The organism is Mesorhizobium sp. M0778 (assembly GCF_040320105.1).
Classification (GTDB): Bacteria; Pseudomonadota; Alphaproteobacteria; order Rhizobiales; family Rhizobiaceae; genus Mesorhizobium.
The window spans coordinates 60916-84564 of the sequence record NZ_JAMYPA010000022.1 but is presented as its reverse complement, the minus strand read 5'-3'; the positions used below and the strand labels follow the sequence as shown (position 1 = coordinate 84564).

Sequence of the window (23649 nt, the reverse complement as noted above, 5' to 3'; positions counted from 1 at the left end):
GGTGTGCCGGACAAAAACCTCGCCAGTTCGCCAGTGGATATCGTGCAGTTGAAGGGCGCGCAGCTCACCGTTGCGAATGCCCGTGGTGGCGAGCAGCAGCAGGACGGCTCGATCGCGGACGTCAACCGGTGCCGTTGCGCCGATCATATCAATTGCACGCCGAACGTCATCCCATGCAAGGCGCGGCGGCAGATGAGCCAAACGCCAGTGGGGCGTCCTGGGGACGACGCGCGCGAGATCCTGATCGTGGTGGCCAGCCCAATACAAAAACCGAAGAAATGTCCGGATGTGAGAAGTTGCTGCGGTGCGGGTACCGGAGGTCGCCGATAGTGACAGCCGATGTTCGACAGCGGCAAGGACATGCTCAGCCGTCAATGCGTCGAGGTCTTGGCCGGAATGGTGGCGATGGAACCAATCCAGAAAGCGGCGGCTGCCCAGGAGAACGCCTTCGCGAGACTTTGACTCCAGTCCGCACACCCTGCTCAGATAGTCCGAAAAGGAGCTCAGAAGCGGAGCATTCGGATCATTATCTACACTGGGAACAGCAGCAAGGAAGCGTTCTGGAGCCACTCGCCGCGCGTGTCCCAGTGCCGACACTGCTCCAATGCGTGGAGTATCCGTAGTAAACGTGCACAAATAGCTGTCGACGACATCTTGAGAGATAGGCATCGGACCACAGCGCGTTGCGGCAAACTGGCTAAAGCGCGCAATCCGGCTCAGGTAAATCGTGGCAGACGCTCGCTTATAACCAAGGGTGAAAAAATGCTCCGCGAGGCGATCCATCTCGCCACCGAGTGCACCGCTACGCAGGAGCACCCCACAATAGGAAAAATAGAACTCGAGCATTCTGCCCCTCCGGCGTTGTGGCACAGGGGAATCCCGCGCCATGAGAGAGGCATGAAATATTATGTGGCGGAAAAATCCGGACCGGCGGGCCTAGGCTGGCACCAGGAAGGCTCCGCTACATAATCTCGCCCGACGCATAAATGCGGTTATGTGGCGCGCCACATAACCTGCCACCGGTGCGCTTTACGTCTTCCGTGCGAAAAGAGCCGACAGAATCAAGATCGTCTGGTGGGACGGCTTCGGCGTGTGCCTCTATTTGAAGCGACTTGAAAAGGCGAAGTTCTGCTGGCCGCGGATCGGTCATCACCGGGTCCAGATCAACCACGCTCAACTGATGGCTTTGGTCGACGGAATGGACTGGAAACGAGTGCGGACAGCGCCCGTCAGGCGGCCGCAATCGGTTGGGTAAACTGCGGCATGATAAATCAGGGTGCTGAAAAGGCGGGAAAATCGCCTCGCGAATATGCTCTGATTCGGGCCATGTCGGCACCCGATCTTGCGCTCCCGGACGACGTTGACGCGCTCAAGGCGATGGTTGTTGCCAAGGCCGAAAAAGCCGCCTGTCTGGAAGAGCGTAACGCCGATCTCGAAGCCCACAACACGCATCTCGAGTTGGTCAACAAGAGCGCCGAGGAGCGGATCGCACGACTGACGGCGGTGGTGAAGATGCTGGAGCGGTCGCGCTTCGGCAGCCGCTCCGAAAGATTGCGGACCGGCGCGCTGAGCGAGGAGCAGTACGGGCTTGTCTTCGACGAGATCGAAACCGGCGTAGCGGCCATCGAAGCGCAGATGGAAAATGTGCGGAAAACGGTCGTTTTTCAACACACGACAAGCGGAGCACATGGGTAGCGGCGGCCAGCATCACCGAGATGGCCTAGGCATTATGGTAGCAGGGTCTCGTAACACGTGAGGGGTTGACGGGATAACGACCCTTGTCATCGACATTCACCGCGCAAACGCTTCTTCACCAATCTTGTGCAAGCCTGCGGATGGAGCGACGGCGGTAGCGTGCTGGCTGCCTACCTGGCTGATAGGAGATGCTGGAGGTAGGTCACCATCATGCCGGTCACCAACGAGTAGCCTGCCTGTCTGGTCAAAACAAATGTTTCGACAAGTGGCGAAGCCTCGACAAATTCTTTAATCACCAGGTTGGGTAGCTCAGCGTTGCGGACGCATGACGGATAAAGCGTAACACCAAGGCCCGCGGCTACCATACTGAAGATAGTAGCTCCATCCTGCGCCTCGAGAGCGATCCTTGGTACGAACCCGGCACTTGCACAGAATGCCTCCACGGTCGGCAGGTAAAGTTCCCAGCCCTCGCGATCGCCCATCACGAACGGCTCTTCCGCGAGATCGCTTACTGAAATGCGTTCCTGTTCCGCGAGCCGGTGGTGTCGGCTCATCACTGCGACCAACGGTTCTTGCGTGAACGGCATCACTTCTACGTTGCGCTGAAAGCGGTGCCTGACGGCAAAGCCAATATCGATACGATTGGCGTTAAGATCGGTGGACTGTGCGTCTGATCGATGACGTTTTAGGCTGATTTTCACAAGCGGATGGGTCCGCTTAAATTCAGCCAGAAGGGGTACCATAGGACTGTGGATCGCAAAATCCATGTAGCCAACTCGCAATTCACCTGTGAGGCCGATTTCTGCCTCTTGCGTGAGCTGAACCGCCCTTTTCATCTGAGCGAGCGTATAGTGCGCTTCTGCCAGAAAAACTTTGCCGGCGAGGGTGACATGTGTTGATCGAGTCGTCCGGTCTAGAAGCTGCACACCGAGCTTGGCTTCCAGCATGCTGATTGTCCTGCTTAAAGCCGGTTGGGCAACGTTAAGCCGCTTCGCCGCACCCACGAAGCTTAGCTCCTCTGCAACAGCCACAAAGGCACGAAGCTCCCTCATTTCCAGGGACGGAGATGCCATCCAGGTTCCATGCAACGCTATACCGACTGCTACTTTATCCCGCCATTCATAACAAAATCAACAACAATCGGTGCCCAAGTTGTATTGGGACGCCGGTCGTTCCGAAGCTAGAATTGCGACGTCGAAGAGCCGATCATCCGGACGAGAAACCCACAAGGGAACCGCCGTTTGACGGCCGCCAAAAGCCAATGGGAGCTAACGATGGATCTTGAAGATTCGAGCAACAAGCCGTTGCTCAAGCTGGATCGACGAGCTTTGCTCCGTGGATCCGTAGGTCTCGGCATAGCCGGAGCTGTTGGCCGCATTGTCCTGCCGACTAAGGCATTTGCTCAAACACCACGACGCGGCGGCAAATTTGTCGCCGGGGTCAAGGGTGGATCGACGACCGATACGGTTGACCCTACGAATATGCCTTCCTCGGTCCCGCTCTTTGTCTCCTATCAGCTTGGCAACCGGCTGCTGGAACGCACCACGGACGGAAGGTTGGCCAGTGAGCTGGCTGAGAGCTGGGAGCCGGGCGACAGCGGAAAGACCTGGACATTTACCCTGAGAAAGGATGTCACCTTTCACAATGGTAAAGAATTCACTGCCAACGACATGGTCTACTCGCTGAACCGTCACCGCGGCCCCGATACGAAATCGGGTGCCGCCGCCCTGATGAAGGCGATCAAGGACGTCAAGGTGGTCGGCCCTCACCAATTGACGGTTACCCTGGCTGCGCCCGACGTCAACTTCCCTTACCTGATGACCAATGCGGCGCTTATCGCCCAACCCGAGGGAGAAGACCCAGCCAAAGGGATCGGAACGGGACCATTTATGCTTGACTCGGCGCAACCGGGCGTCCGCTACAATTTCAAGCGCAATCCGAAGTATTTCAGGCCAGAGCAACCGTTGTTCGACGAGCTCGAGATTTTGGTTATCAATGATGACATGGCCAGGATGTCCTCGCTTCTAGCCGGTTCAACGCACTTTGCGTCGGAGCTCACACCGAACCTTGTCGGGCGGATTAAGAGTTCTCCGTCCGTCAAGATCGACGTGGCGGATACGACCACGTTCTACTATTTCGTGATGCAGACGAACCAGGCGCCATTTGACAACCCCGACTTGCGGCTAGCGCTCAAATATGCGGTTGATCGGAATTTGATCCTAAAAAGCACGCAGGCGGGATACGGGACTATCGGCAACGACAATCCCATCAATTCTATCTATCCGCTTTATTCCGAACTGCCCCAGCACACGTACGATCCTGATAAAGCAAGCTTCTATTACAAGAAGTCTGGTCACAGCGGCGCGATCGATCTTCATACATCAGAGTCCGTGTTCCCGGGAGCAGTCAACGCTGCAGAAATCTTCCAGCAGACCGCCGCCAAAGCTGGCATTACCGTCAATCCAAAGCGTGTGCCGGCAGACGGTTATTGGAGCGACGTCTGGATGAAAAAGCCCTTCTGCGCCTCTTACTTCGGCAGCCTGGCCACGGAAGATCAGGCGTTCACCCAGCCATTCGCAAGCGACTCTCCGTGGAACGATGGTAACTGGTATCGGCCGGAGTTTGATAAGCTTCTCGCCCAGGCCCGGTCCGAGCTCGACGTCGAAAAGCGCAAGTCGCTCTACCATGATGCCGCAAAAATGGTGCAGGAAGACGCGGGCCACATAACCCTGATGTTTTCAACCTCCATCAACGGACTGGCAAAAACCGTTCAGGGGTTCGTCGGTAATCACTTTCACGGCGAGGCGAAGAACTTCGCCCACTGCTGGTTCGAGGCCTGACGCTCGCATTTCGGCTCTTCCTCACACGCTCGAAACCTTCGAGCGTGGAGGTCCCGCACATCCAACTTTTGAAAACACAGGGTGAAAACGTGACTAAGACTTTGAATGACGGACGAGAAACCGCTCAAGCGGTCCGAAAGCTCCTCGCTGAATCGATTATTTGGGACACGCACGCCGGCGTCGCTTGCCGTCCCACTTTAGATCTAAGTTTTCTTTCGCGCTGGCGCGATGGCGGGGCTACTTTCATTGGTCTGAATGTGGGATGGGACGCCCTTTCCTGGCAGGAATCCCTCCGCTGCGCGGCCCACTACCGCAGGTGGCTTGAGTTCCATAGCGACGAGTACGTGCTCGTCGACCGGTTTGCGGATGTCGAACGTGCCAAACGAGAGGGCAAACTGGCCGTTGCGCTCGATCTGGAAGGCGCAAATGCCCTCGACAAAAACATTGAAATGATTGGGGCCTTTCACCGTTTGGGCATACGCCAGATGAACCTGGCGTATAACAAGAACAACTCGTTCGCCGGCGGCTGCACCGATGAGGATATTCCTCTGACGCCGCTCGGTCGCGAGGCTATTGTCGAGATGAACCGTGTCGGCATGATGGTCGATGTTACCCATACCGGCTATCGTTCTTCGATGGAGGTCATGGAGATTTCTAAGACCCCTGTCATTTTCACACACTCCAACCCTAGGGCGCTCTGGGACCACGATCGCAATCTGCGCGACGACCAGATCAAGGCCTGTGCCCGGACTGGCGGGGTGGTGGGTATCAACGGCGTCAGCAAGTACATGGCCGCGGATGAGGATTGTACGCCGGAGACGATCGTCAACCACATCGACTACGTCGCGAACCTGGTGGGCGTCGACCATGTTGGCTTGGGCTTGGACGCCGTCCTCGATCCGGACGAGATGCCGAACCTGGTGAAAGAATTCCCCAATGTCTGGCCCGAGTCAGAGGCAGACCAATGGGACTATTCGTCATGGCGGTTCATCCTCCCCGAGCAGATCCCTGACATAGCTGAGGGCCTTCTGCTTCGGCAGTACAGCGACACGGACGTGAAGAAGATCATGGGACAGAACTTCGCGAGGGTGGCTACTGCGGTCTGGGTCTAGCACCCGGCTTCCAAACGCTGCAACAAGTCATCGATGCTCGGGGATGTCATGTATCTCCGAGCAAAGCCTCTGTTCGGAATTCCTATGAAGATTACTAACATCAAAATCACACACGTTAACGTGCCGCTGTCGGCGCCTTTGTGGTGGACGGCGGGTCTCTACGGCGGCGCGTCCAAATCGATCATTGAAGTTGAGACTGATTCCGGTCTTGTCGGCCTGGGCGAAGCGCCCTGGTGGCACTTTGGCGAGGTCGTCAAATCCCATATCGCTCCAGCCCTTATCGGGGCTGACCCGCTCGACCTTGCGGACTGCGAAGCGCGCTGCGTCCCGCCTTGGCAGATCACGGTCAACACTGGTGAAAATGCTGCATCGATTGCGTTTGGCGCGGTCGAACTCGCGCTTTGGGACATTCGGGGCAAAGTGTTTGGAATGCCGCTCTATCGGTTGCTGGGCGGCGCGGTCCGTAAAGACATCCCTTTTTCCGAGTATTTTGCCTTTCGTCCCGAACAGGACGGAGCAGGCGGGGAAATGACGCCCGAGGCTGTCGTAGAGCATTGCCTGAAAATGCGCGAAGAGCACGGTTCGACCATTTTCGAGGGTAAGCTCATATTGGGCGATCCTCTGCTCGAGATCCGCACGGTGCGAATGCTCCGGGAAGCTTTGGGCGAGGGGGCACAGATCAAGTTGGACTCGAACATGCAGTGGTCGCTGACCACCGCGCGTTGGGTTCTGCGCGAGATTGAGCCTTTCAACATCCGTAACTATGAAGATCCGGTCGCGACATTCGAGGAGATGGCTGCGTTGCGGCAGCATTCCCGTATCCCGTTCTCGACCCATGTCCCCGATTTGCGGCGCGCCGTAGTGCTTGGCGCTCCCGACTATTTTGTCTGCAACTTCGCGGCCCTCGGAGGTCTTTCGAAGGCGCTGAAGTTCATCGCCGCCTGCGAAGCCATGGGCAAGGGCTTTTGGTGCTACTCTAACGACTTGGGTATAATGACAGCGGCGTACCTCCATGTCGTGGCTGCCACGCCTTGGATCACCGAGGCCTCGCAGTCGCTCTTTCATTGGCAAGTGGGCGACATTATTCGCAATGGACCCTTCCGGCAGACCAACAACATGGTGCCTGTGCCGGAAGGGCATGGTCTCGGCGTTGAGCTCGACCCTGCGGCAATGGCTCGATGGGCAAAGCATTTCCTGGACAACGGTCCGGTTAACCACTTCTTCGATCCGAACCAGCCGGGGCGGTACAGGCGTCTGCCACTTCACTGACGCCAATGTTTTTCGACGAGATAGCTCGCGCGGGATCCCTCCCGCGTGCTTTCATCATCACGGAAAAAAGCGAGGAGCGCCTATGAGTGCGGCCGCAGAATCCCTCCACCAAAATGCGATCATTATCGACGCGGTATGTCCCCTTTTGGATGACCGGGACATGATTGCCGAGTATCGGGCGGGCGGTCTGACTGCGATCGCTCCGACGGTTGGGTTCTGGGATGGGACAGAGGTTACGCTGCGGAAAATTGCATCGTGGCACCGGCTGCTGCGTGAACGTGACGATCTACTTCTCGTCCGCACGGCGGCCGATGTCCGCAAGGCCAAAGCGCTCGGCAAGATGGGCATCATTATGCACTTCCAGGGGCCTGCACCCATCGAAGATAAACTGGATCTCATCGACACCTTCAAGGTGCTCGGGGTCGGCGTCATGCAGCTCGCCTACAACGTCAGGAACCGTCTCGGCGATGGCTGCGAAGAACGCTCTGATGCTGGTCTGAGCCGATTTGGGCTGCAGGTCGTAGAGCGCATGAACCGGGTTCGTACGATTGTCGATTGCGCTCATACGGGGGTTCGAACAACCATGGATGCGATCGAACACTCGTCGGTGCCGGTCATCGTGTCCCACGCCAACGCAAAAGCCGTTCACCCGTCTGCCCGGAATCTCTCCGACGAGCTTATTAAGGCAATTGCCGCCCAAGGCGGAACAATTGGAGTTGTTGGCTTCCCTGGCTTCGTGTCTGGCGACAAGCGGCCAACGATCGATCGCTTTATCGACCACATCGCCCATATCTCCAGCCTCGTGGGCCCGCAGCATGTTACGCTGGGCATCGACTATTATGCCGGCCAGTATCCTTATACAGATGATGCCGCCGCGTTGATGCAGTATCAGAAGTACGTTGCCGACAATGTGTGGACCCCGGACGCTTACCCACCTCCACCTCACTTCTTCCCTGGCGGTATTGAGACGCCGCGCTCGCTGCCAGCGCTAACCGAGGCCCTTCTGCGCCGGCAGTTCAGCGAACAGGAAATCGTAGGCATCTACGGCGGCAATCTCCTCAGGGTCTACGAGACAATCTGGGGCAGTTAAGTTCGGGCACAGGTTTCTGCCTGCGGCGAGGCGATAGGATCCGCAACCTTGCGAAACTGCTTCTGGGAAAGCGCATGAACCGGCGGTTCGACACGGTCGTTATCGGGGGCGGCATCGTTGGGTCGAGTGCTGCCTATTATCTGGCGAAGGCCGGTAGACAGGTTGTCCTCGTCGAAAAGGGTCGCATCAACGGCGAGCAGTCATGCCGTGGCTTAGGCGTGATAGGCACACAAAGGCGTGATCCTTTGGAAATGGCGCTGATGCTCGATTCCCTTGATATTTGGCGCGGCCTCGAAAATGAGCTCGGGGATACTGTGGGCTGGAAGGAGCAGGGCCAGGTCTCGCTTTTCTCCAACGATCGCCGGCGCCGGCGTTCCGAGGCTTTCATGGCAGTTGCAAAACAATTTGGCCTGACAACGCAGCTTCTTGGGCCGAACGAGGTCCTTGGTCTGCTCCCATACCCTCAGCCTGAAGGTGGCCTTGGCGCGCTGTATACGCCCGCTGACGGAAGTGCTGACCAAGAGTTGGTAGCCACGGCCTTTGCGCGAGCAGCGGCGTGCCACGGCGCTGTGATCTGGGAAAACTCTGCCGCACATTCCATCGACATCTGGGGAGAGGTTGTCTGTGGCGTTGACACCGAGCGGGGCCGTTTGGGCTGCCAGAACATCGTCGTTGCCGCGGGATGTTGGACCAGTTTCTTGCTAAAGCCACTTGGCATTGCACATCCGAGCCTCTGGGTTCGGGGCTCAGTCGGCCGGTCTCCGGTGTTGCCGTATGATTTAAAGTTTGCAGTCTCGTGCGACGAGTACGCCTACCTGCAAGGACCAGACGGGCGCCTAAACCTCGCCGCCGTCGACGCGACGGTACACGACCTGATGCTCCACAGCCGCCCCAAGCTTCTGAGGCTTCACCAGCTCAAACAGAAGAAAATCAAGCTTGAGTTAGGCAAACCGATGGTCCGCAGTCTCATGGGTGATTTCAACGACTTTGTTACGCATCGGACATTGGATCCAGCTCCTCACTTTAAGGGGTTGAAGCGTGCTGCGGCTGCCTTCAATGCCGACCATCCCGTCATTGCTCCAATCCAATACGAAAGGTCGTGGGCCGGCTATATGGATTACACCCCGGACGGATTGCCGATCATCGAGGCTGTGGCCGAACCCAAGGGCCTTTATGTCGCCGCAGGGTTCGGACGCAACGGCTTCGGCATTGCGCCAGCGGTCGGCCGGTCAATTTCGGAGTTCATCACGATGGGTGCCACCAACCGCGATCTGTCGCCGTTTAGCTCACAGCGGTTCCGTCATGTCTGAAACAACGGTAATCGTGGTGGGTGCAGGCATTATTGGTCTCTGTGTCGCCTACCACGCCAGGAAAGGCGGGGCGTCCGTGACGATCGTGGATCGGGACCCAGCAGGCGACAAGGCATCCTTTGGAAATGCTGGAGGCATCGCGGTCACCGAGGTCCTCCCGGCCTCGGTGCCCGGTCTATGGAAAAAGGTGCCGAAGTGGCTACTCGACCCCCTTGGGCCCCTCTCGATGAGGATGACGCATGCTCCGCAGCTCCTGCCATGGCTCTGGCGCTTCGCCGAGGCCGGATCGCCGTCGGAAGTAGAGCGGATCTCGGGCGCCCTGGCAGCGCTGAACCATCGGGTCTATGCCGATCTTGTCCCTCTTTTTGCAGATATCGGATTGAGTGACGAGCTCCACCGCAACGGCGCTCTCACTGTTTACGAAAGCGGGAAGGGCTGGCAAGCCGACACGCTTGAGTGGGAAGCAAAGCGACGGCTTGGTATCGACGTTCGTCAACTATCGGGAGACCAGGCCCGGGAATTGGAGCCGGCGCTAGGACCACTGGTTAAGAGCGCCATTTTGACACCTCAGTGGTCGCACGTCTCCGACCCAAAGCGGGTTGTGGACAGTTTGCGCTCCTGGCTGGCGGCTAATGGCGCGACGTTGATTGCGGCCCAAGTCTCCCATATTGCCCCAAGTCCCGAGGGCGGCACGGTTACTTTGGCTGACGGCTCTGTTTTGAACGCATCCAAAATTGTCGTCGCGGCGGGAGCGTGGTCGGCAGAGCTTTCACGCCAGCTTGGCGAACATGCGCTGCTCGAAAGCGAGCGCGGCTACAACACCACAATCGCTGCACCCCAAATCGCACTTAACCGAACGATGATTTTCGCAGAGCGCAAGTTCGTGGCAACGCCTCTTTCTATCGGGTTACGCATCGGCGGTGCCGCCGAATTCGGAGGACTGCGAGCCACCCCGAACTTTGCTCGCTCGAAAGCCTTGATCGAGCTTGCAAAGGCATATCTCCCGGGCTTGGACGGCCATGGCGGTGTGGTGTGGAGCGGGCACCGGCCCGCGACCCCGGACACGTTGCCCGTTATCAGTCGCTCTGCGACCCATGCCCACATTCTGTATGCGTTCGGGCACGGTCACCTCGGCCTCACACAAGGTCCAACCACCGGTAAACTCATTGGCGATCTACTCTTCGGGCGTGATCCGCCCATACCACTCGGACCCTACTCAATTGAGCGCTTCAGTGCTGCCAAGGGAATAATTGGTCCGAGAGCCAGTCATTTCCAATTACTAGCAGCTCAACGATGAGCGGTTCTGACCCAATCCAGAAGCGAGAACCGACAGGGGTCCTTGGCCATTGGCGCGGTGGCGCAGGTAAACGCCGAAGCTCCGGCAGAGGTTGCGTTCACACATCTCGTTCGGCCGGGATCACCGCAGATTTACGGGCAATTCATGGTCACGGTGGACATGAAGACCGGAGCTCCCATGGGCGGCACGCCGGAAGCGGCCCAGATGATGTATCTAATGGGAGCCTTGTCGCGGAAATACCGGCTGCCGTGGCGCACCTCGGGCTTCCACCTCGGCTCCAAGCTGAACGACGCCCAGGCGGGCTACGAGTCGAACATGCTGATGCATACCGCGATCGTGTCGGGCGCCATCTATATCTGGCACGCAGCCGGGTGGCTCGATCCCGACTTGACCTGCGGCTACTCGAAATTCGCGACGAACTGCGAACAGCTTGCCGGCTGGTACAAGTATGGGGCAGCCTTCCGCTCGAAGGTTTCAACGAAGCGATGGCGGCCGTCCGCGAGGTGGTGGTCGAGCACGGCACGCCGCCACGCGACGATCTCTGCCTCTCGCTGAAGCCACTGTCGAAGAAACGTGGAGCGGTTGCCTCACGCAACATCCATGCCGCCATCTATGACGCAATTCGGTATGTAGCCAGATTTTGAAAACGCGGTCCTTCCGTCAAGGTCGTACCGTGGCTCGGGAAGATTTCCGCACAAGACTCCACAAATGAAGCAACGAAAGGAGTAGAGATATGAGAGTTGGTTTTGTTGGTTTGGGGACGATGGGGCGAAACGCAGCCGCCAACGTTCAGCGCAAGGGCTTCGATCTGGTTGTCTACGACATCCGGTCAGAAGCCATGCAGCCGTTTATCGATCAGGGGGCCTGTCCCGCCACCAGCCCGGCCGATGTATTTAACCATGCGGACGTGGTCGTCACCATGGTATTCGGTCCAAAAGAAATCGAAGCTGTCGCGACCGGCGAAAATGGCCTGTTTTCGGCTGACTGTCAGGGCAAGTACTGGATTGATCTCACGACGAGCAGCCCCCAATTGATGCGGGCACTCGGCGTGGATTTCGCTGCCAGGGGAGGACACCCCATTGATGCGCCGGTCACAGGGTCGGTTGATTCGGCAATCCGGGGTGACATGATCCTGTTCGTGGGCGGGGAAGACCGTGATGTCGAACACGTACGCAAGGTCCTCGAGGCCATGGGCGAAGTTCGCAAAGTTGGCCATCATGGGACCGGCTACGTCGCGAAACTCGTCAATAATCAGTTATGGAAAATCCATGCGGCCGCCATCGGTGAGGCGATGGTCACGGCCAAGCTCGCAGGTTTGGAGCCCGAGATCTGGTGGAATGCCATGAAAGGCGGCGCTGCCGACAGTTTCGTCATGCAGCACGACGTCCCTTCGATCTTTGCGGGCCACTACGACCCGTCTTTTCCGCTGGCCCTCTGCCTCAAGGATCTACGTCTTATTGAACAGCTTATGACAGAGACCGGGACGCGAAATGACCTTACGCGCGCGACTCACGACCGGTTTAAGGAGGCAGCTGCACGTTATGGCATGGGCGCCGGTGAAATGACGGTGTGCAAGGTGATCGAGGATGATGCTGGCATAGAGTTACGCGTCGCCGGCGACTGGGCAGCTCCCTGGGAGGTTAAAGCCCCCTCGGCATAAAGCACATCCATCGGCGCGGACACCGTCGGCCACTCTATTCACAGCTGTCAGGCCTGCCCGAAGATATCGCCATCCTTAAAGGAATCAAAAATGTCGCTCATCCGGCTTTCTGCAAACCTTTGGGCCTTTCGGGATACTGTACTGATCCTGAAAAGTGGCGTGGAATGTCTGCTGATCGATTCAGGCTCTGGGCTGGTTTTGCTACACCTGCCCACCATTGGCGTTTAGCGGATTGCTTGGGTGCTACACACCCATCACCACCGGGATCAGTGTTGGGGAACCCCTTCCAATCCAGAAGGCCGGGGCAAAGATTGCGGTACCGGAATACGAACGGCACCTGTTCGACAATGTCGAAGCTCACTGGCAAGCTCGCCGCATCTACGACAACTACAACGACAGCAATACGTTTTTCTCCCTTGGCGATAAATATGGCGGTTGATGCGGATTCCAGGGAATGACCGGACGGGATTCCGATCAAAATCCGGACGGCATTCCGATTTGAAGCCGGACAGCATTCCGATCAATTACCGGACGGTTTTTCCGTCCTGACGATGCCCTTGGGTCAGCAACCTTGGCATGAAGCTCCTCTGTATTCACGAGGGGACTTTCATGCCGTCAAAGAGAAGGCTGACCATGCGACACATACGACAGATGCTGCGGCTCTCTGCCGGCGGGACAAGCGTACGCGAGATTGCGGTGATGCTCGGGATCGCCCGAAGCACGGTGCAAGATAATCTGGATCGGGCAAAGACCGCTGGGTTGATCTGGCCGCTGCCAGGAGAACTGACGGACGATGCTCTGGAGCATCGGCTTTTCAGCAGGGCTGGCGTCAAGCAGGGGCAGCGGCGACGTGAAGAGCCGAGCTGGGCTGAACTTTCCATCGAGCTCAAGAAGCCCGGCGTGACGCTGCTGATCCTCTGGGAGGAATATCGCAGCGTCCATCCCGATGGTTATGGCTACAGTCGTTTCTGTGAGCTATTCCGCGGCTTCGAGCAGCGCCTTTCGCCGACGATGCGCCAGGAGCATGCTGCCGGGGACAAGGTCTTCGTGGACTATTCCGGCAAGAAGGTGCCGATCGTCGATCGCAAGACCGGCGAAGTCCGCGAGGCGGAGTTGTTCCTCGGCGTTCTCGGCGCGTCAAGCTACACATTCGCCGAGGCGACCTGGACCCAGACATTGCCGGACTGGATCGGTTCGCATGGGCGGATGTTCGCCTTCTTCGGCGGCGTGCCCCGCCTGATAGTGCCCGACAATCTGAAGTCCGGCGTCAGCCGAGCAAGCTTCTACGATCCCGAGATCAACCGCAGCTATGGGAGAATGGCATCTCACTATGGCGTCGGCGTCCTGCCGGCCCGGCCGCGACGACCGAAGGACAAGGCCAAGGTCGAGAACGGCGTGCGTTTCGCCCAAAGCTGCATTCTGGGGCGCCTGCGCAAACAGACGTTCTTCTCGCTCGCCGAGGCCAATGCCGCGATCGCCGGCGTGCTGGAGCGCATCAACAATCATGTCATGCGCCGGCTGGGCGTCAGCCGCCGACAGCTCTTCGAGGCGGTCGAACGCGCGGCGCTCGCAAGCCTGCCCGCCGAGGATTACGAGTTCGCCGAATGGCGCTTTGCGCGGGTCTCGACGGATTACCATGTCGAGTTCCAAAGCTTCTTCTATTCCGTGCCGCACGGCCTCATCCGTCAGCAGGTCGATATCCGGGCGACAGCACGGATGATCGAGATCTTCCATCGCGGCGAACGCATCGCTGTGCATCAGCGCCGATATGGCGGCAAGCGCTATGGAACGGACCCCGCACACATGCCGAGCTCGCACCGCCGCTATGCGGAATGGACACCGGATCGTTTCCGGCGCTGGGGCGCATCGATCGGACCGCAAACCGAAGGGCTTATCACCGCCATCCTCGCCAGCCGGCCGCATCCTGAGCAGGGCTTCAGAACATGTCTGGGTATCCTGCGCCTTTATCGCGACATCAGCCGCGAGCGCGCCGAGACCGTTTCGGCGCGCGCCGTCGAGATCGGCGGCCTGACCTGCAAGACGATCGCCTCGCTCATCTACACCCAAAAGCGCGCGGGGCAGTCCACCGAACCCGCCGCCGTCATGGAGCACGCCAATCTGCGCGGCCCCGGTTACTTTCATTGAGGAGACAACGAACGATGCTGATCAATCCCACAATCGATATGCTGCGCGAGCTCGGCCTGACAGGCATGGCCAGCGCCTATCAGGAACTCGAGATGCAAACGGAAGCCAGAAGCCTCGAACATGGCGAATGGCTCGCGCTGCTTCTCGAGCGCGAGGCGACCACGCGCCGCCAGAGACGCTTCGAGGCCAGGGCTCGTGCCGCAAAGCTGCGCCATGACGCCCAGATCGAGAATGTCGACTTCCGCGCCGCCCGCGGCCTCGATCGCAATCTCTTCCTGAAGCTCGCCGCTTGCGACTGGATCCGACAGCGCCATAGCCTGCTGTTGATTGGACCCGCCGGCGTCCGAAAGAGCTGGCTTTCCTGCGCCCTCGGACACAAGGCATGCCGCGAGGACCTCTCCGTCGCCTATCATCGCCTCCCCAGGCTGTTCGCAACACTTGGACTGGCGCGCGGCGACGGCCGATATCCGAAGGTCCTCAAGGCCTTGGCCAGAACCGATCTGCTCATCCTCGACGACTGGGGGCCGGAGAAGCTCAATGACGACCAGCGTCGCGACCTCTTGGAAATCATCGAGGATCGGTACGAAATGCGATCGACGATCGTCACCAGCCAGGTGCCCGTGGACCATTGGTACGACATGATCGGCAACCCAACCATCGCCGACGCCGTATTGGACCGGCTTGTTCACAATGCCTATCGCATCGAACTCAGCGGCGAGAGCCTGCGAAAACAGAAAGCCGTGACCACCAATCAAACTACCCTGGCTTGACGCACACAACCGGTTCAGGTCAAAAACCTGCACGACCCAGGGGCACACTAACTGTCCGGCTTCAAATCGGAATCGTGTCCGGCATGAAATCGGAATACCTGTCCGGCTTCAGATTGGAATAGCCGTCCGGCATCACCGGAATACGCAGGTTGACGCCGTTCTGGAAGACTATAGCTCGTTTGTCTGGAGGAAGTACGAGCTGCGGGTGCTACCGGCCAAGGGCCATACATATGGCATGGTCAGCCTGATCGCACATGTGGACGGGAGGAAAGTCGCGTTTACAGGTGATCTACCCCTCGCATCGCGAATTTCATCGAGGCCAGCGGTCTTAGACCGCGCTGAAAGGCCGGACATATGACCGCACCTATCCGGGTGAAATGTCTGAAAAAGCGCTTGCCCGCGTGGCCGTTCCACATATGTCGCGCTATAGACGATATTGGCGGGGTGCCGAGGTCAGAACAGAAGTGCTGATTGTTATGCCCGTGGCCGTTTTGCTATCTCTGCAAGACGCCCGAATCGTCAGACCCTATGTACGAAGGAACGGATCTAGAGCCAAGCGTCGTCAAGACCTCGTTAGGTATGGAACCTATTGATTTGGCTAGCTCATCCACCGATTGTGAGGGGCCACAGACCTCGACCAAATCGCCGGGTGACGGCTTTAGATCTGCCGCCGAGCTAAGATCAATGATCGAGGTGTCCATGGAAACTCGGCCGATGACGTTAGCCGCCCGACCTTTATAATAGACCCGGAGCCGATCCCGATTAGCCGCAGAACGTGTGTGGCGCGGATAACCGTCTGCATAGCCGAAAGAAATGACCCCGACCAGGCTGTCCCGCTCGAGCCTGTGAGCCCTTCCGTAGCCGACGTACTCTCCGTGACGAAGTGTCTTCACCTGCAGGAGCCGCGCAGTCACAGAGAAAACTTGTCGAAACGGACTGCTGCGGGTTGCGAACGGATTACCGCCATACAGACCTATGCCGGGACGAACCAGCTCAAAATGAGCCCTGCGACCGAGAAAGCACCCTGCCGAGCCGGCTAGTGAGGCCCGCCGGAATGCTCCGAACTCCTTGCGGACTTGCCAAAAGGTGTCAATCTGCTCTCCGTTGCGAGGGTCCGAAGGATCGTCGGCACAGGCCAAGTGGCTCATGATCAGATCGAAATAGTGTGTGCGACCTTCGATCAGATGTTTCAGAGTACCCAATTCCTCCATGCGGAACCCAAGTCGATTGATCCCGGTGTCGACATGCAGGGCGGCTCCGCCAGTCCAGCCTTCGCGTTCGCAGAACTCGATCCAAAGCCGAACCTGAAACTCCGAAGTGAGCACTGGCTTAAGGTTGAGCGTCTTGTGGGCGGACTCAGTGTCAGGAAGCAGCCCATTTAGGACGTATATCTCCCCGACCGCGTTGTGCTGGCGGAGCCGAGCCCCCTCCTGAAGATGCGCCACGAAAAAACTTGTGCAGCCCTGCGATGCCAACCGGCGAGTGACGGCAGCGAGCCCTGCTCCATAGGCATCTGCTTTAACTACGGCTGCAACTCCCGCCTCAGGGCAAAGTGTTCGGAACTCGTTGAAGTTCCAGGCAAGATTATCGAGGTTGATTTCTACGTCTGGCGAATGGCAGCGGAGCATTGGTTTTTTGTGCTAATTGATGAATGGTGACGTTCCAAGAGACGAGAATGGACAATGATCCCATTGTGGCATTTTGTCCGCGAATGGCGCCGTCTAGGAAGGCACCTTTTTGCCAGCAAGCCAAGGACGCGTTCGGTTACGCTCATTCTTGATGGTTGCCAATCCCTCGCAAATGAGGATACTTTGAACGAAACCCAACCAACGAGACCGCTTATCCAACGAGTAATGAGACGCTTCTGGCTTTAAGATTTCTTCACACATCCACAATGCATGGGACAACCGCATCGATTTTGTAAGAGACTGCCAAGTCATGCTTTCCGAAAAATCTTCTGGCGTTACACCCTTACTGATCAGCATATCGCGATAATATGTAAAGGCCTGCAACGTGGCTTCATCTATTATCATTTTACACCTTTTCGCCGTAAAGAGCTACATGCGGAACGCCAATTTCTAAAACGATTTCTGTTCACTATCCAACGGAACAGGGCCACAGGCAGCTGAGGGGGCAATCTTGGATGAGTCCTTGTCGACACCGCGCCGTGACGTTCCTACACCTGTGATCGAGACTACGACGCCTTGCGTAAAGGAGCGCGCCCGTTACGCCCAAACTTCCACTTCGTAAACGGTCAGGAGTCCCCCGACTAAAATACCGTCTTGGCAAAACCCGCATCGAACTCGCATGTCTCACCGAGAGGTAGACAAAGTGGGACCCCCCTCAGTCTGAAACCGTTGACATAACCTAAACCTTTTTGAGATCGGTATATGCAAAAGTATTGTGAAATTTATCCTCGCAAATATGAAACATAAATGGCAACTCTTGTATTCTTCTGTAAAGGCGACTTACTGGCAGCCGATTCGGCTCTGGGAAGCCCAGCAGTTCATTCGGTGAAGAATCGCTCGCGCCTGTGAGAAGAGGCCGGAAGGGTTCATACTATGATAATAATACGCAATAATAATTTTATAATCGCATCTGGTTCGTATAATCACATTAATAATCTCAACCGGTCCTACACAAAAACTTAACTTGACCTTTTACTGGTCATATATATAATCATATATATAAGCAGAACCAGACATACCAGAATTAATAGAGACGTATTGCCACTCTCTGCACCGCCTCGCTTTTTGAAATGCGAAACTGATGTCGTGCAAGATCAGCTATGTGACCAGAAAAACGCTACGGAGATGCGCTATGACCAATGTACCGCAAGAAGAGGATGACGTTTACAGAGCTTTTGGCGACCATTGGGCCGACGTATATGACGAATACGCGGATACACATAACTTCCCTACTGAGAATGCGAAGGCTGTGGCATTCCTAGCGGAACTTGCCGGAGAGGGTACTGCGCTAGAACTGGGATGCGGAAATGGACACATCGCGTTACCGCTGGCTGAGGCCGGGCCGCAAGTCCATGGTCTCGACAACTCCACGCGTATGCTGGCTTCACTAGAAGAAAGGAATGACCAGCGCTTGGTGCGAACTCACCACGGCGATATGGCTAACTTTGACCTAGGCAAACGATTTGATCTTGTGTATTGCGTTAACAATTCTTTCACTCATATGCTTTCTGTAGACAGTCAATTGGCCTGCTTACATGCAGTGGTGCGCGCCATGGAGGACGGTGGTAAATTCGTTATACATCTTAATTTGCCAAATACGACCGAATTCGTGGGCTCCGGCGTGTATGGAAACCAACGGACGACCGTTGTTTACGTAGACGAATATCGCGCTATGGTTCGATTTACGAGGCATGACCCCAATAATCAGATGTATATTATGCAAGATCTTTGGATTAACCGAGGCGGGTTGCGTACCCTGCCTACCAAGCTTAGGTACGTGTATCCATCCGAACTGGAACTTCTTACTAGGATCGTCGGTTTGGAACTAGTTGAGCGTTGGGGGGATTGGGAGCGACGGCCATTTGATACGTCGTCTATGAGGCATATGTCGGTCTATCGAAAACGCAGATCGATTTAGATTTCGATCTTGGTCAGGCGACAGATCATCGGCACATCCTACCACAGATGATCAAGATGGTTGGGTGGTGGCGATTGTTCTAGCGGCTGACCTGGGTCTGGCAATATTTGGGACTGAATGCGACAGAAGACGGCTCAGAATGCTCTGACCTAGAAAATGGACTGTTCGAAAGTAGAGCTTTCTGCGGTAACGTCCCATGGCTGGGAGGGTCGGAAGACGAGGAAACATCAAAATGTTGGGATGAGGAAAATCGCTTATTCTTCTGTATCACGCCGCTTTCCTTCCATCAGTGCATTGGCGGGGCGGCGACCATACCGCGCTTTCGGTCAGGAAGAACAAGGCAGGCCATCATGGGGCGCCCACGCCGGACATCGGAGAGCTGATCCGCGCCCTGGCGCACTAATTGCCGGACAGGGCAATCGCGTCCCGGCTAGGCCACTGGCCGACAGAACGGATGGAAGCAGTCATTCCGCGCCATTCCGGACCGAATGGGCAAGGCCCGCTGTCACGATCAAAAGATCAACAGACCCAGCTTTTTCAACGACATAGCGAGGCGGGTATTATATCGCGACATCGGCTCGCCCGGTGACAAGAAGCCGCGATGCTTACTGATCCAATCGCAGCCGGCAAGCGCCATGAACAGATTGCAGTCGAGACCGCGCGCTTCAGACTGTGCGTCGAGTTACCGGAACCAGCGGGCGGCGTCAGCGTCTCCGACGACGGGCGCAGCCAAGAAGTGCTGTCCTTCAATATCGAGCAGGTGCTGGCCTGGAACCCCGACGTCATCTTGGTGCCCCAACTGAAAGATGTCGAGAAGGTCTTCGGAAATCCGCTGCTGAAGGACGTTCGCGCGGTGGCGACATGGCGCGTCTTTCCGCTTCCTGTGGTCGCGCATAGATGGGGCAATCGCACGGCGGAGCAGCCGCTGACCGTGTTGTGGGTGGCAAGGACGATCAACCCGGAGGTGTTTGGTGAAGATCGACCTAAAAGGCCGAAGTGAAGCGTTTCTACGCCACGATCTTCACCCATCCGGTCGTCGACGATACTGTCACGGCCATTCTGGATCCAACCACCGAGCCACCCTACTGAGCGGATCCGAATGCGAGCTTTCCGGTCACCTCAGTTCCAGGGGCGCGAGTCAAACTTGAGGATATTGTCGAGTCCGGAATGCGGATGTGAGATGCTTGGAGAGACTGTCATTATGGGCCGTAAGCTTGCCTCGCGGTCACCGATTCCAGATCGGCGTCGCCGGTATTGAGAGGGAGTTAGCCGCCTCTGTCGGGAACTCCGCGCCGCATCCAGAAATCGCAGGGCTTCCGTTCGGGGCCACAGGTTCCCGTATGTAATCCGATGCCCCGTAGCACAGGTCTGCCCATCCACTACATCACGGACCTCTGCTGCCGGACGCTCGCTTCCGTCGCTACTATGGCTTGGCTTCCGTTGTTCCTTCGCTGCCGAGATGGCGATGGCTCTCTGATGTTGCTATCGACGCCGCACCTTGGCAAGTGCGGAGCCCAGAGTGGAGGTCAATGGTATGGACCCCGCCCCCCCAGACGCGGTGAAATCTCGAACGCCAACTCCAGCGAACGAGGATGTCATGCAGATCGTTCGAATAGGTCTGGATTTAGGGAAATACGTCTTCGAGGTTCACGGTGTCGACTGCCACGGGAAAGCTGTCGTACGCAAAACGCTACGTCGCGATGCGGTGGCGAGCTTCTCGCCAACCTGCCACGATGTTTAGTCGGCATGGAAGCCTCGAACGCAGCACATATTGGGCAAGAGTGCTTTCCGATCTTGGCCATGAGGTTCGGCTGATCAGCCCTCAGTTCGTGACGCATAAGATCATATCATGCCTCCATCTCGTTTCTAGATGATGACAATACACAAACTGTGTTTGACGGACGCCGCCGAGCGATTGATGCTCGATCAAATAAACGTACCACGTGGCTTAAAGCTATATATTTTGGGAGGAGCAGATCCTCGGCGTCGAGACGTTCCACGATCTGCCAAGGAGAGACAGCCGCATGTCAGCGCGAAGGTGAGACGCGCCAATGATTGCATTGAGGGCGGACATGGGAGCCCTGCCAATACTTGAGGCGTCCGGCAAAAGTCGTGGGCGCCGAAAATAGCGGGCAAAATGGAATTGTTGCCATGACAGTCACAGGGCCGCGGGAAATAGCTTGCGAATGCGCATGACTTCAAGGGCGCTTTGGGCGCGGTTGCGGGTCGTAGGCATAATCATCATCTGCAATTTCACTGCGTGGGATCAACCGCGCGACTGGGAAAAGGGGAAACAGGAACATGACAATCTCTCGACGCGATCTCTTTAAAGTGGGCCTGGCAGCCGGAACGGCTTTATCGATCCCTTCTGTCCTGCGGGCACAAACGGCATCGGCCGGAGCACGAACGGTGCACATGGTGAAGTCGACCGACCTGCGTGTATTTGATCCGATCTGGTCGGCCGCGAGCATCACCGCCGACCACGGCGCGGCGATTTACGACACGCTGTTCTCGCTCGACTCGAAGTTCATGCCACAGCCGCAAATGGTCGAGAAATGGAGCGTCTCCGCCGATAAGAAGACCTATACCTTCGAGCTGCGGGACGGCTTGGGCTGGCACGATGGCACCCCCGTCACCGCGGCCGACTGTGTCGCTTCGATCCGCCGTTGGGCCGAGGTGGCGCCCGGCGGGCAGTTGATCAAGGCGCTGGCCAATGACATTTCGAAGAAGGACGACAAGACCTTCACGATCGCGCTGAAGGAGCCCTTGGGACTTCTCGTTGAGATCCTGGCGGACCTGACGCCGCCATGCCTGTATATCATGCGCGAGAAGGACGCCAGTCGCCCAGCAACCGAGCAGGTAACAACGAAGATCGGATCGGGACCGTTCACGTTCAATGAGGCTCTTGCCAAGCCTGGCGCGAGCATCACCTATGACCGCAATAACAAATACTTACCGCGCAAGGAGCCATCTGACGGATTGGCTGGCGGAAAGGTTGTCAAGGTCGATCGCGTTATCTGGGATGTTATCGCCGACCAACAGACGGCGATGGCGGCCTTGCAAGCGGGTGAGATTGATTACTTCGAGGCGCCGCCGGCAGACCTTTACTCCTTGGTCGAGAGCGATCCCAACCTTGAACTACAGGTTCTGGACAAGGCGGGCTGGGACGCGCTCGTGCGCATTAATTTCCTGCAGCCGCCATTCAACAACGCCAAGGCACGCCAAGCGATCCTCCACCTGATCGATCAGGAGGCGTTCATGCGTGTCATGGCCCCCGACTCAAAATATTCCAGTACCCACACCTCAATCTTTGGAGGCGCTACGCCGGCTTCCAATAACGAAAACACGGGATGGTTTAGGAAGGGCGGCGACCCGGAAAAGGCGAAGCAACTCTTCAAGGAGGCCGGATACGCCGGCGAGAAAGTCGTGATCATGCAGCCCACGGACTGGGCTGAGGGAAGCAATGCCTCGCAGCTCTTGGCGGCGGCGCTGCAAAAGATCGGGGTCGACGCCGAGCTCGCGTCAATGGACTGGGGTCAGCTGAGCACGCGCCGGGCAAACAAAGGCCCCATTGAGAACGGTGGCTGGAACCTGTTCATCACAGTCGAAGCCGATTATTCCCTTGGCAATCCGCTTACAGACCCGCTCCTAACTGCGAATGGCGACCAGGCTTGGTACGGCTGGCCGAAGAACGACGAATATGAGGCGCTGCGGGCGAACTGGGCAAATATCGCAACGCTTGAGGAGCGCAAGGCGCTGGCCCGCAAGATGCAAGCGATCTGGTGGGACTTTGTCGGCGATGCGAGACTGGGGAAATACATCTCGCCGATAGCGCGACGGAAGACCCTGACCGGCCTCATCGGCATGCCGCAGACCGTCCCGATGTGGAACATGCAGAAAGCCTCCGCCTAATGGCGGCGTACATCCTTCGTAGAATGGTTTCGACCGTCGCCGTCATGGCGATGGTCGGGATCTTTGTTTTCCTGCTTCTCAGGTTGGCGCCCGGAGACCCGGCAGCAATTATCGCCGGCAAGTCGGCAACGGCGGAGATAGTCGCCGGCATTCGGGAAAAGCTGGGCCTGAACGATCCTCTGCCAGTTCAGTTCATACGCTGGGTGCGCGACATGCTCGGTGGCGATTTCGGCACCTCGATCTTTGCCGGACGACCGGTTCTCGAGCTGATCTCGCAGCGGCTTGAGCCGACCCTTTCCCTGTCGATCCTGACGATGATCCTTTCGGTGACGGTCGGGGTCTCTTTCGGCATCCTTGCCGCGTGGCGAACGGGCGGGCTCGTCGACCGCCTGCTCACGGCCTTTTCGGCATTTGGCTATTCCGTCCCGGTCTTTGTCATCGGTTATTTTCTCATATACTTCTTCGCTATCAGGATGCACTGGCTGCCGGTGCAGGGATATGTGCCGACCGATGGTGTCCTCGGGCCTTGGTTTGTGCACCTGGTCCTGCCCACAACGGCGCTGAGTCTTGGCTACATCGCATTCATCGCCCGGGTTTCGCGGGCGAGCATGCTCGAGGTCCTGTCAGAAGACTATATGCGAACGGCCGCTGCCAAAGGCGCTTCGTCCTATGCCATGCTTTTCCAGCATGCCTTGAAGAATGCCGGCGTCCCGATCCTGACGGTCATCGGCATAAGCTTCGCCTATATGATCGGGGGAGTCGTCCTCACCGAAACGGTGTTCAACATACCCGGTATGGGTCGTCTGGTTGTGGATGCGATCAACAATCGCGACTATCCCATAATCCAGAGCGTGCTCATCCTGACTTCGGGTCTGTACGTCCTTATCAACCTCGCGGTCGATCTGGCCTACACGCTGATCGACCCCCGGATCCGGTACTGATT

The 23649-nt window shown here is 57.4% G+C and carries 19 protein-coding genes and 3 pseudogenes; 19 read left to right on the top strand and 3 right to left on the bottom strand.

Annotated features, from left to right (window positions below):
• Positions 1-45: 45 nt before the first annotated feature.
• Positions 46-147, bottom strand: a pseudogene (locus NKI22_RS25320) (site-specific integrase); the annotation flags it as partial.
• Between the two features lie 192 nt (positions 148-339).
• Here NKI22_RS25320 and NKI22_RS25315 point away from each other — a divergent pair.
• From NKI22_RS25315 to NKI22_RS25305, 3 genes and pseudogenes are all read left to right on the top strand, one after another.
• Complete coding sequence (locus NKI22_RS25315; protein ID WP_352959089.1) at positions 340-462, top strand: hypothetical protein; 123 nt, start codon at positions 340-342, stop codon at positions 460-462.
• 562 nt (positions 463-1024) lie between these two features.
• A pseudogene (tnpB, locus tag NKI22_RS25310) lies at positions 1025-1255 on the top strand (IS66 family insertion sequence element accessory protein TnpB); the annotation flags it as partial.
• 71 nt (positions 1256-1326) lie between these two features.
• The gene (locus tag NKI22_RS25305) at positions 1327-1695 is read left to right on the top strand and encodes an IS66 family transposase (protein WP_352959087.1); all 369 of its coding nucleotides are present in this window, start codon (positions 1327-1329) and stop codon (positions 1693-1695) included.
• A gap of 170 nt (positions 1696-1865) precedes the next feature.
• Here the strand turns inward: NKI22_RS25305 and NKI22_RS25300 are convergent, their stop codons facing one another.
• Positions 1866-2747 (bottom strand): LysR family transcriptional regulator, encoded by an 882-nt coding sequence (locus NKI22_RS25300; RefSeq protein ID WP_352959131.1) that lies wholly within the window; start codon positions 2745-2747, stop codon positions 1866-1868.
• 222 nt (positions 2748-2969) lie between these two features.
• Between NKI22_RS25300 and NKI22_RS25295 the strand changes: the two genes are divergently transcribed.
• The 11 genes from NKI22_RS25295 to istB all read left to right on the top strand — a co-directional run bounded on the left by NKI22_RS25295 (position 2970) and on the right by istB (position 15188).
• Positions 2970-4535: an ABC transporter substrate-binding protein gene (locus tag NKI22_RS25295; protein ID WP_352959085.1), complete on the top strand. Its 1566-nt coding sequence runs from the start codon at positions 2970-2972 to the stop codon at positions 4533-4535.
• Between the two features lie 89 nt (positions 4536-4624).
• A complete protein-coding gene (locus NKI22_RS25290) occupies positions 4625-5647 on the top strand; it encodes a dipeptidase (protein ID WP_352959082.1) in 1023 nt (340 codons plus the stop codon).
• 84 nt (positions 5648-5731) lie between these two features.
• Positions 5732-6916 carry a mandelate racemase/muconate lactonizing enzyme family protein gene (locus NKI22_RS25285; RefSeq protein ID WP_352959080.1) on the top strand — a complete coding sequence of 395 codons (1185 nt, stop codon included), beginning with the start codon at positions 5732-5734 and terminating at the stop codon, positions 6914-6916.
• Positions 6917-6998: 82 nt separating this feature from the next.
• Positions 6999-8006, top strand: a complete 1008-nt coding sequence (locus NKI22_RS25280) for a membrane dipeptidase (protein WP_352959078.1) — start codon at positions 6999-7001, stop codon at positions 8004-8006.
• Between the two features lie 74 nt (positions 8007-8080).
• Complete coding sequence (locus NKI22_RS25275; protein ID WP_352959076.1) at positions 8081-9316, top strand: NAD(P)/FAD-dependent oxidoreductase; 1236 nt, start codon at positions 8081-8083, stop codon at positions 9314-9316.
• Positions 9309-10613 carry an NAD(P)/FAD-dependent oxidoreductase gene (locus NKI22_RS25270; RefSeq protein WP_352959074.1) on the top strand — a complete coding sequence of 435 codons (1305 nt, stop codon included), beginning with the start codon at positions 9309-9311 and terminating at the stop codon, positions 10611-10613. The genes NKI22_RS25275 and NKI22_RS25270 overlap by 8 nt, the downstream gene beginning before the upstream one ends.
• Before the next feature lie 42 nt (positions 10614-10655).
• Positions 10656-11168: a trimethylamine methyltransferase family protein gene (locus tag NKI22_RS25265; protein ID WP_502897716.1), complete on the top strand. Its 513-nt coding sequence runs from the start codon at positions 10656-10658 to the stop codon at positions 11166-11168.
• A 178-nt stretch (positions 11169-11346) separates the two neighbouring features.
• Complete coding sequence (locus tag NKI22_RS25260) at positions 11347-12273, top strand: NAD(P)-dependent oxidoreductase (RefSeq protein WP_352959072.1); 927 nt, start codon at positions 11347-11349, stop codon at positions 12271-12273.
• A gap of 232 nt (positions 12274-12505) precedes the next feature.
• Positions 12506-12712 carry a hypothetical protein gene (locus NKI22_RS25255; protein WP_352959070.1) on the top strand — a complete coding sequence of 69 codons (207 nt, stop codon included), beginning with the start codon at positions 12506-12508 and terminating at the stop codon, positions 12710-12712.
• A 194-nt stretch (positions 12713-12906) separates the two neighbouring features.
• A complete protein-coding gene (gene istA / locus NKI22_RS25250) occupies positions 12907-14418 on the top strand; it encodes an IS21 family transposase (protein ID WP_502897718.1) in 1512 nt (503 codons plus the stop codon).
• Positions 14419-14432: 14 nt separating this feature from the next.
• Complete coding sequence (gene istB, locus NKI22_RS25245; protein WP_352959067.1) at positions 14433-15188, top strand: IS21-like element helper ATPase IstB; 756 nt, start codon at positions 14433-14435, stop codon at positions 15186-15188.
• Positions 15189-15682: 494 nt separating this feature from the next.
• Here istB and alr read toward each other — a convergent pair whose 3' ends face one another.
• Positions 15683-16816: an alanine racemase gene (gene alr, locus NKI22_RS25240; protein WP_352959065.1), complete on the bottom strand. Its 1134-nt coding sequence runs from the start codon at positions 16814-16816 to the stop codon at positions 15683-15685.
• A 1192-nt stretch (positions 16817-18008) separates the two neighbouring features.
• Between alr and NKI22_RS25235 the strand changes: the two genes are divergently transcribed.
• The 5 genes and pseudogenes from NKI22_RS25235 to NKI22_RS25215 all read left to right on the top strand — a co-directional run bounded on the left by NKI22_RS25235 (position 18009) and on the right by NKI22_RS25215 (position 23647).
• Positions 18009-18794 (top strand): class I SAM-dependent DNA methyltransferase, encoded by a 786-nt coding sequence (locus tag NKI22_RS25235; protein WP_352959063.1) that lies wholly within the window; start codon positions 18009-18011, stop codon positions 18792-18794.
• A 601-nt stretch (positions 18795-19395) separates the two neighbouring features.
• Positions 19396-19794: a TroA family protein gene (locus tag NKI22_RS25230; protein WP_352959061.1), complete on the top strand. Its 399-nt coding sequence runs from the start codon at positions 19396-19398 to the stop codon at positions 19792-19794.
• Positions 19795-20391: 597 nt separating this feature from the next.
• Positions 20392-20626, top strand: a pseudogene (locus NKI22_RS25225) (IS110 family transposase); the annotation flags it as partial.
• Between the two features lie 469 nt (positions 20627-21095).
• Entirely contained in the window at positions 21096-22706 is a 1611-nt protein-coding gene (locus tag NKI22_RS25220) for an ABC transporter substrate-binding protein (protein ID WP_352959059.1), read from the top strand.
• Positions 22706-23647: an ABC transporter permease gene (locus NKI22_RS25215; RefSeq protein WP_352959129.1), complete on the top strand. Its 942-nt coding sequence runs from the start codon at positions 22706-22708 to the stop codon at positions 23645-23647. The genes NKI22_RS25220 and NKI22_RS25215 overlap by 1 nt, the downstream gene beginning before the upstream one ends.
• Positions 23648-23649 lie beyond the last annotated feature (2 nt).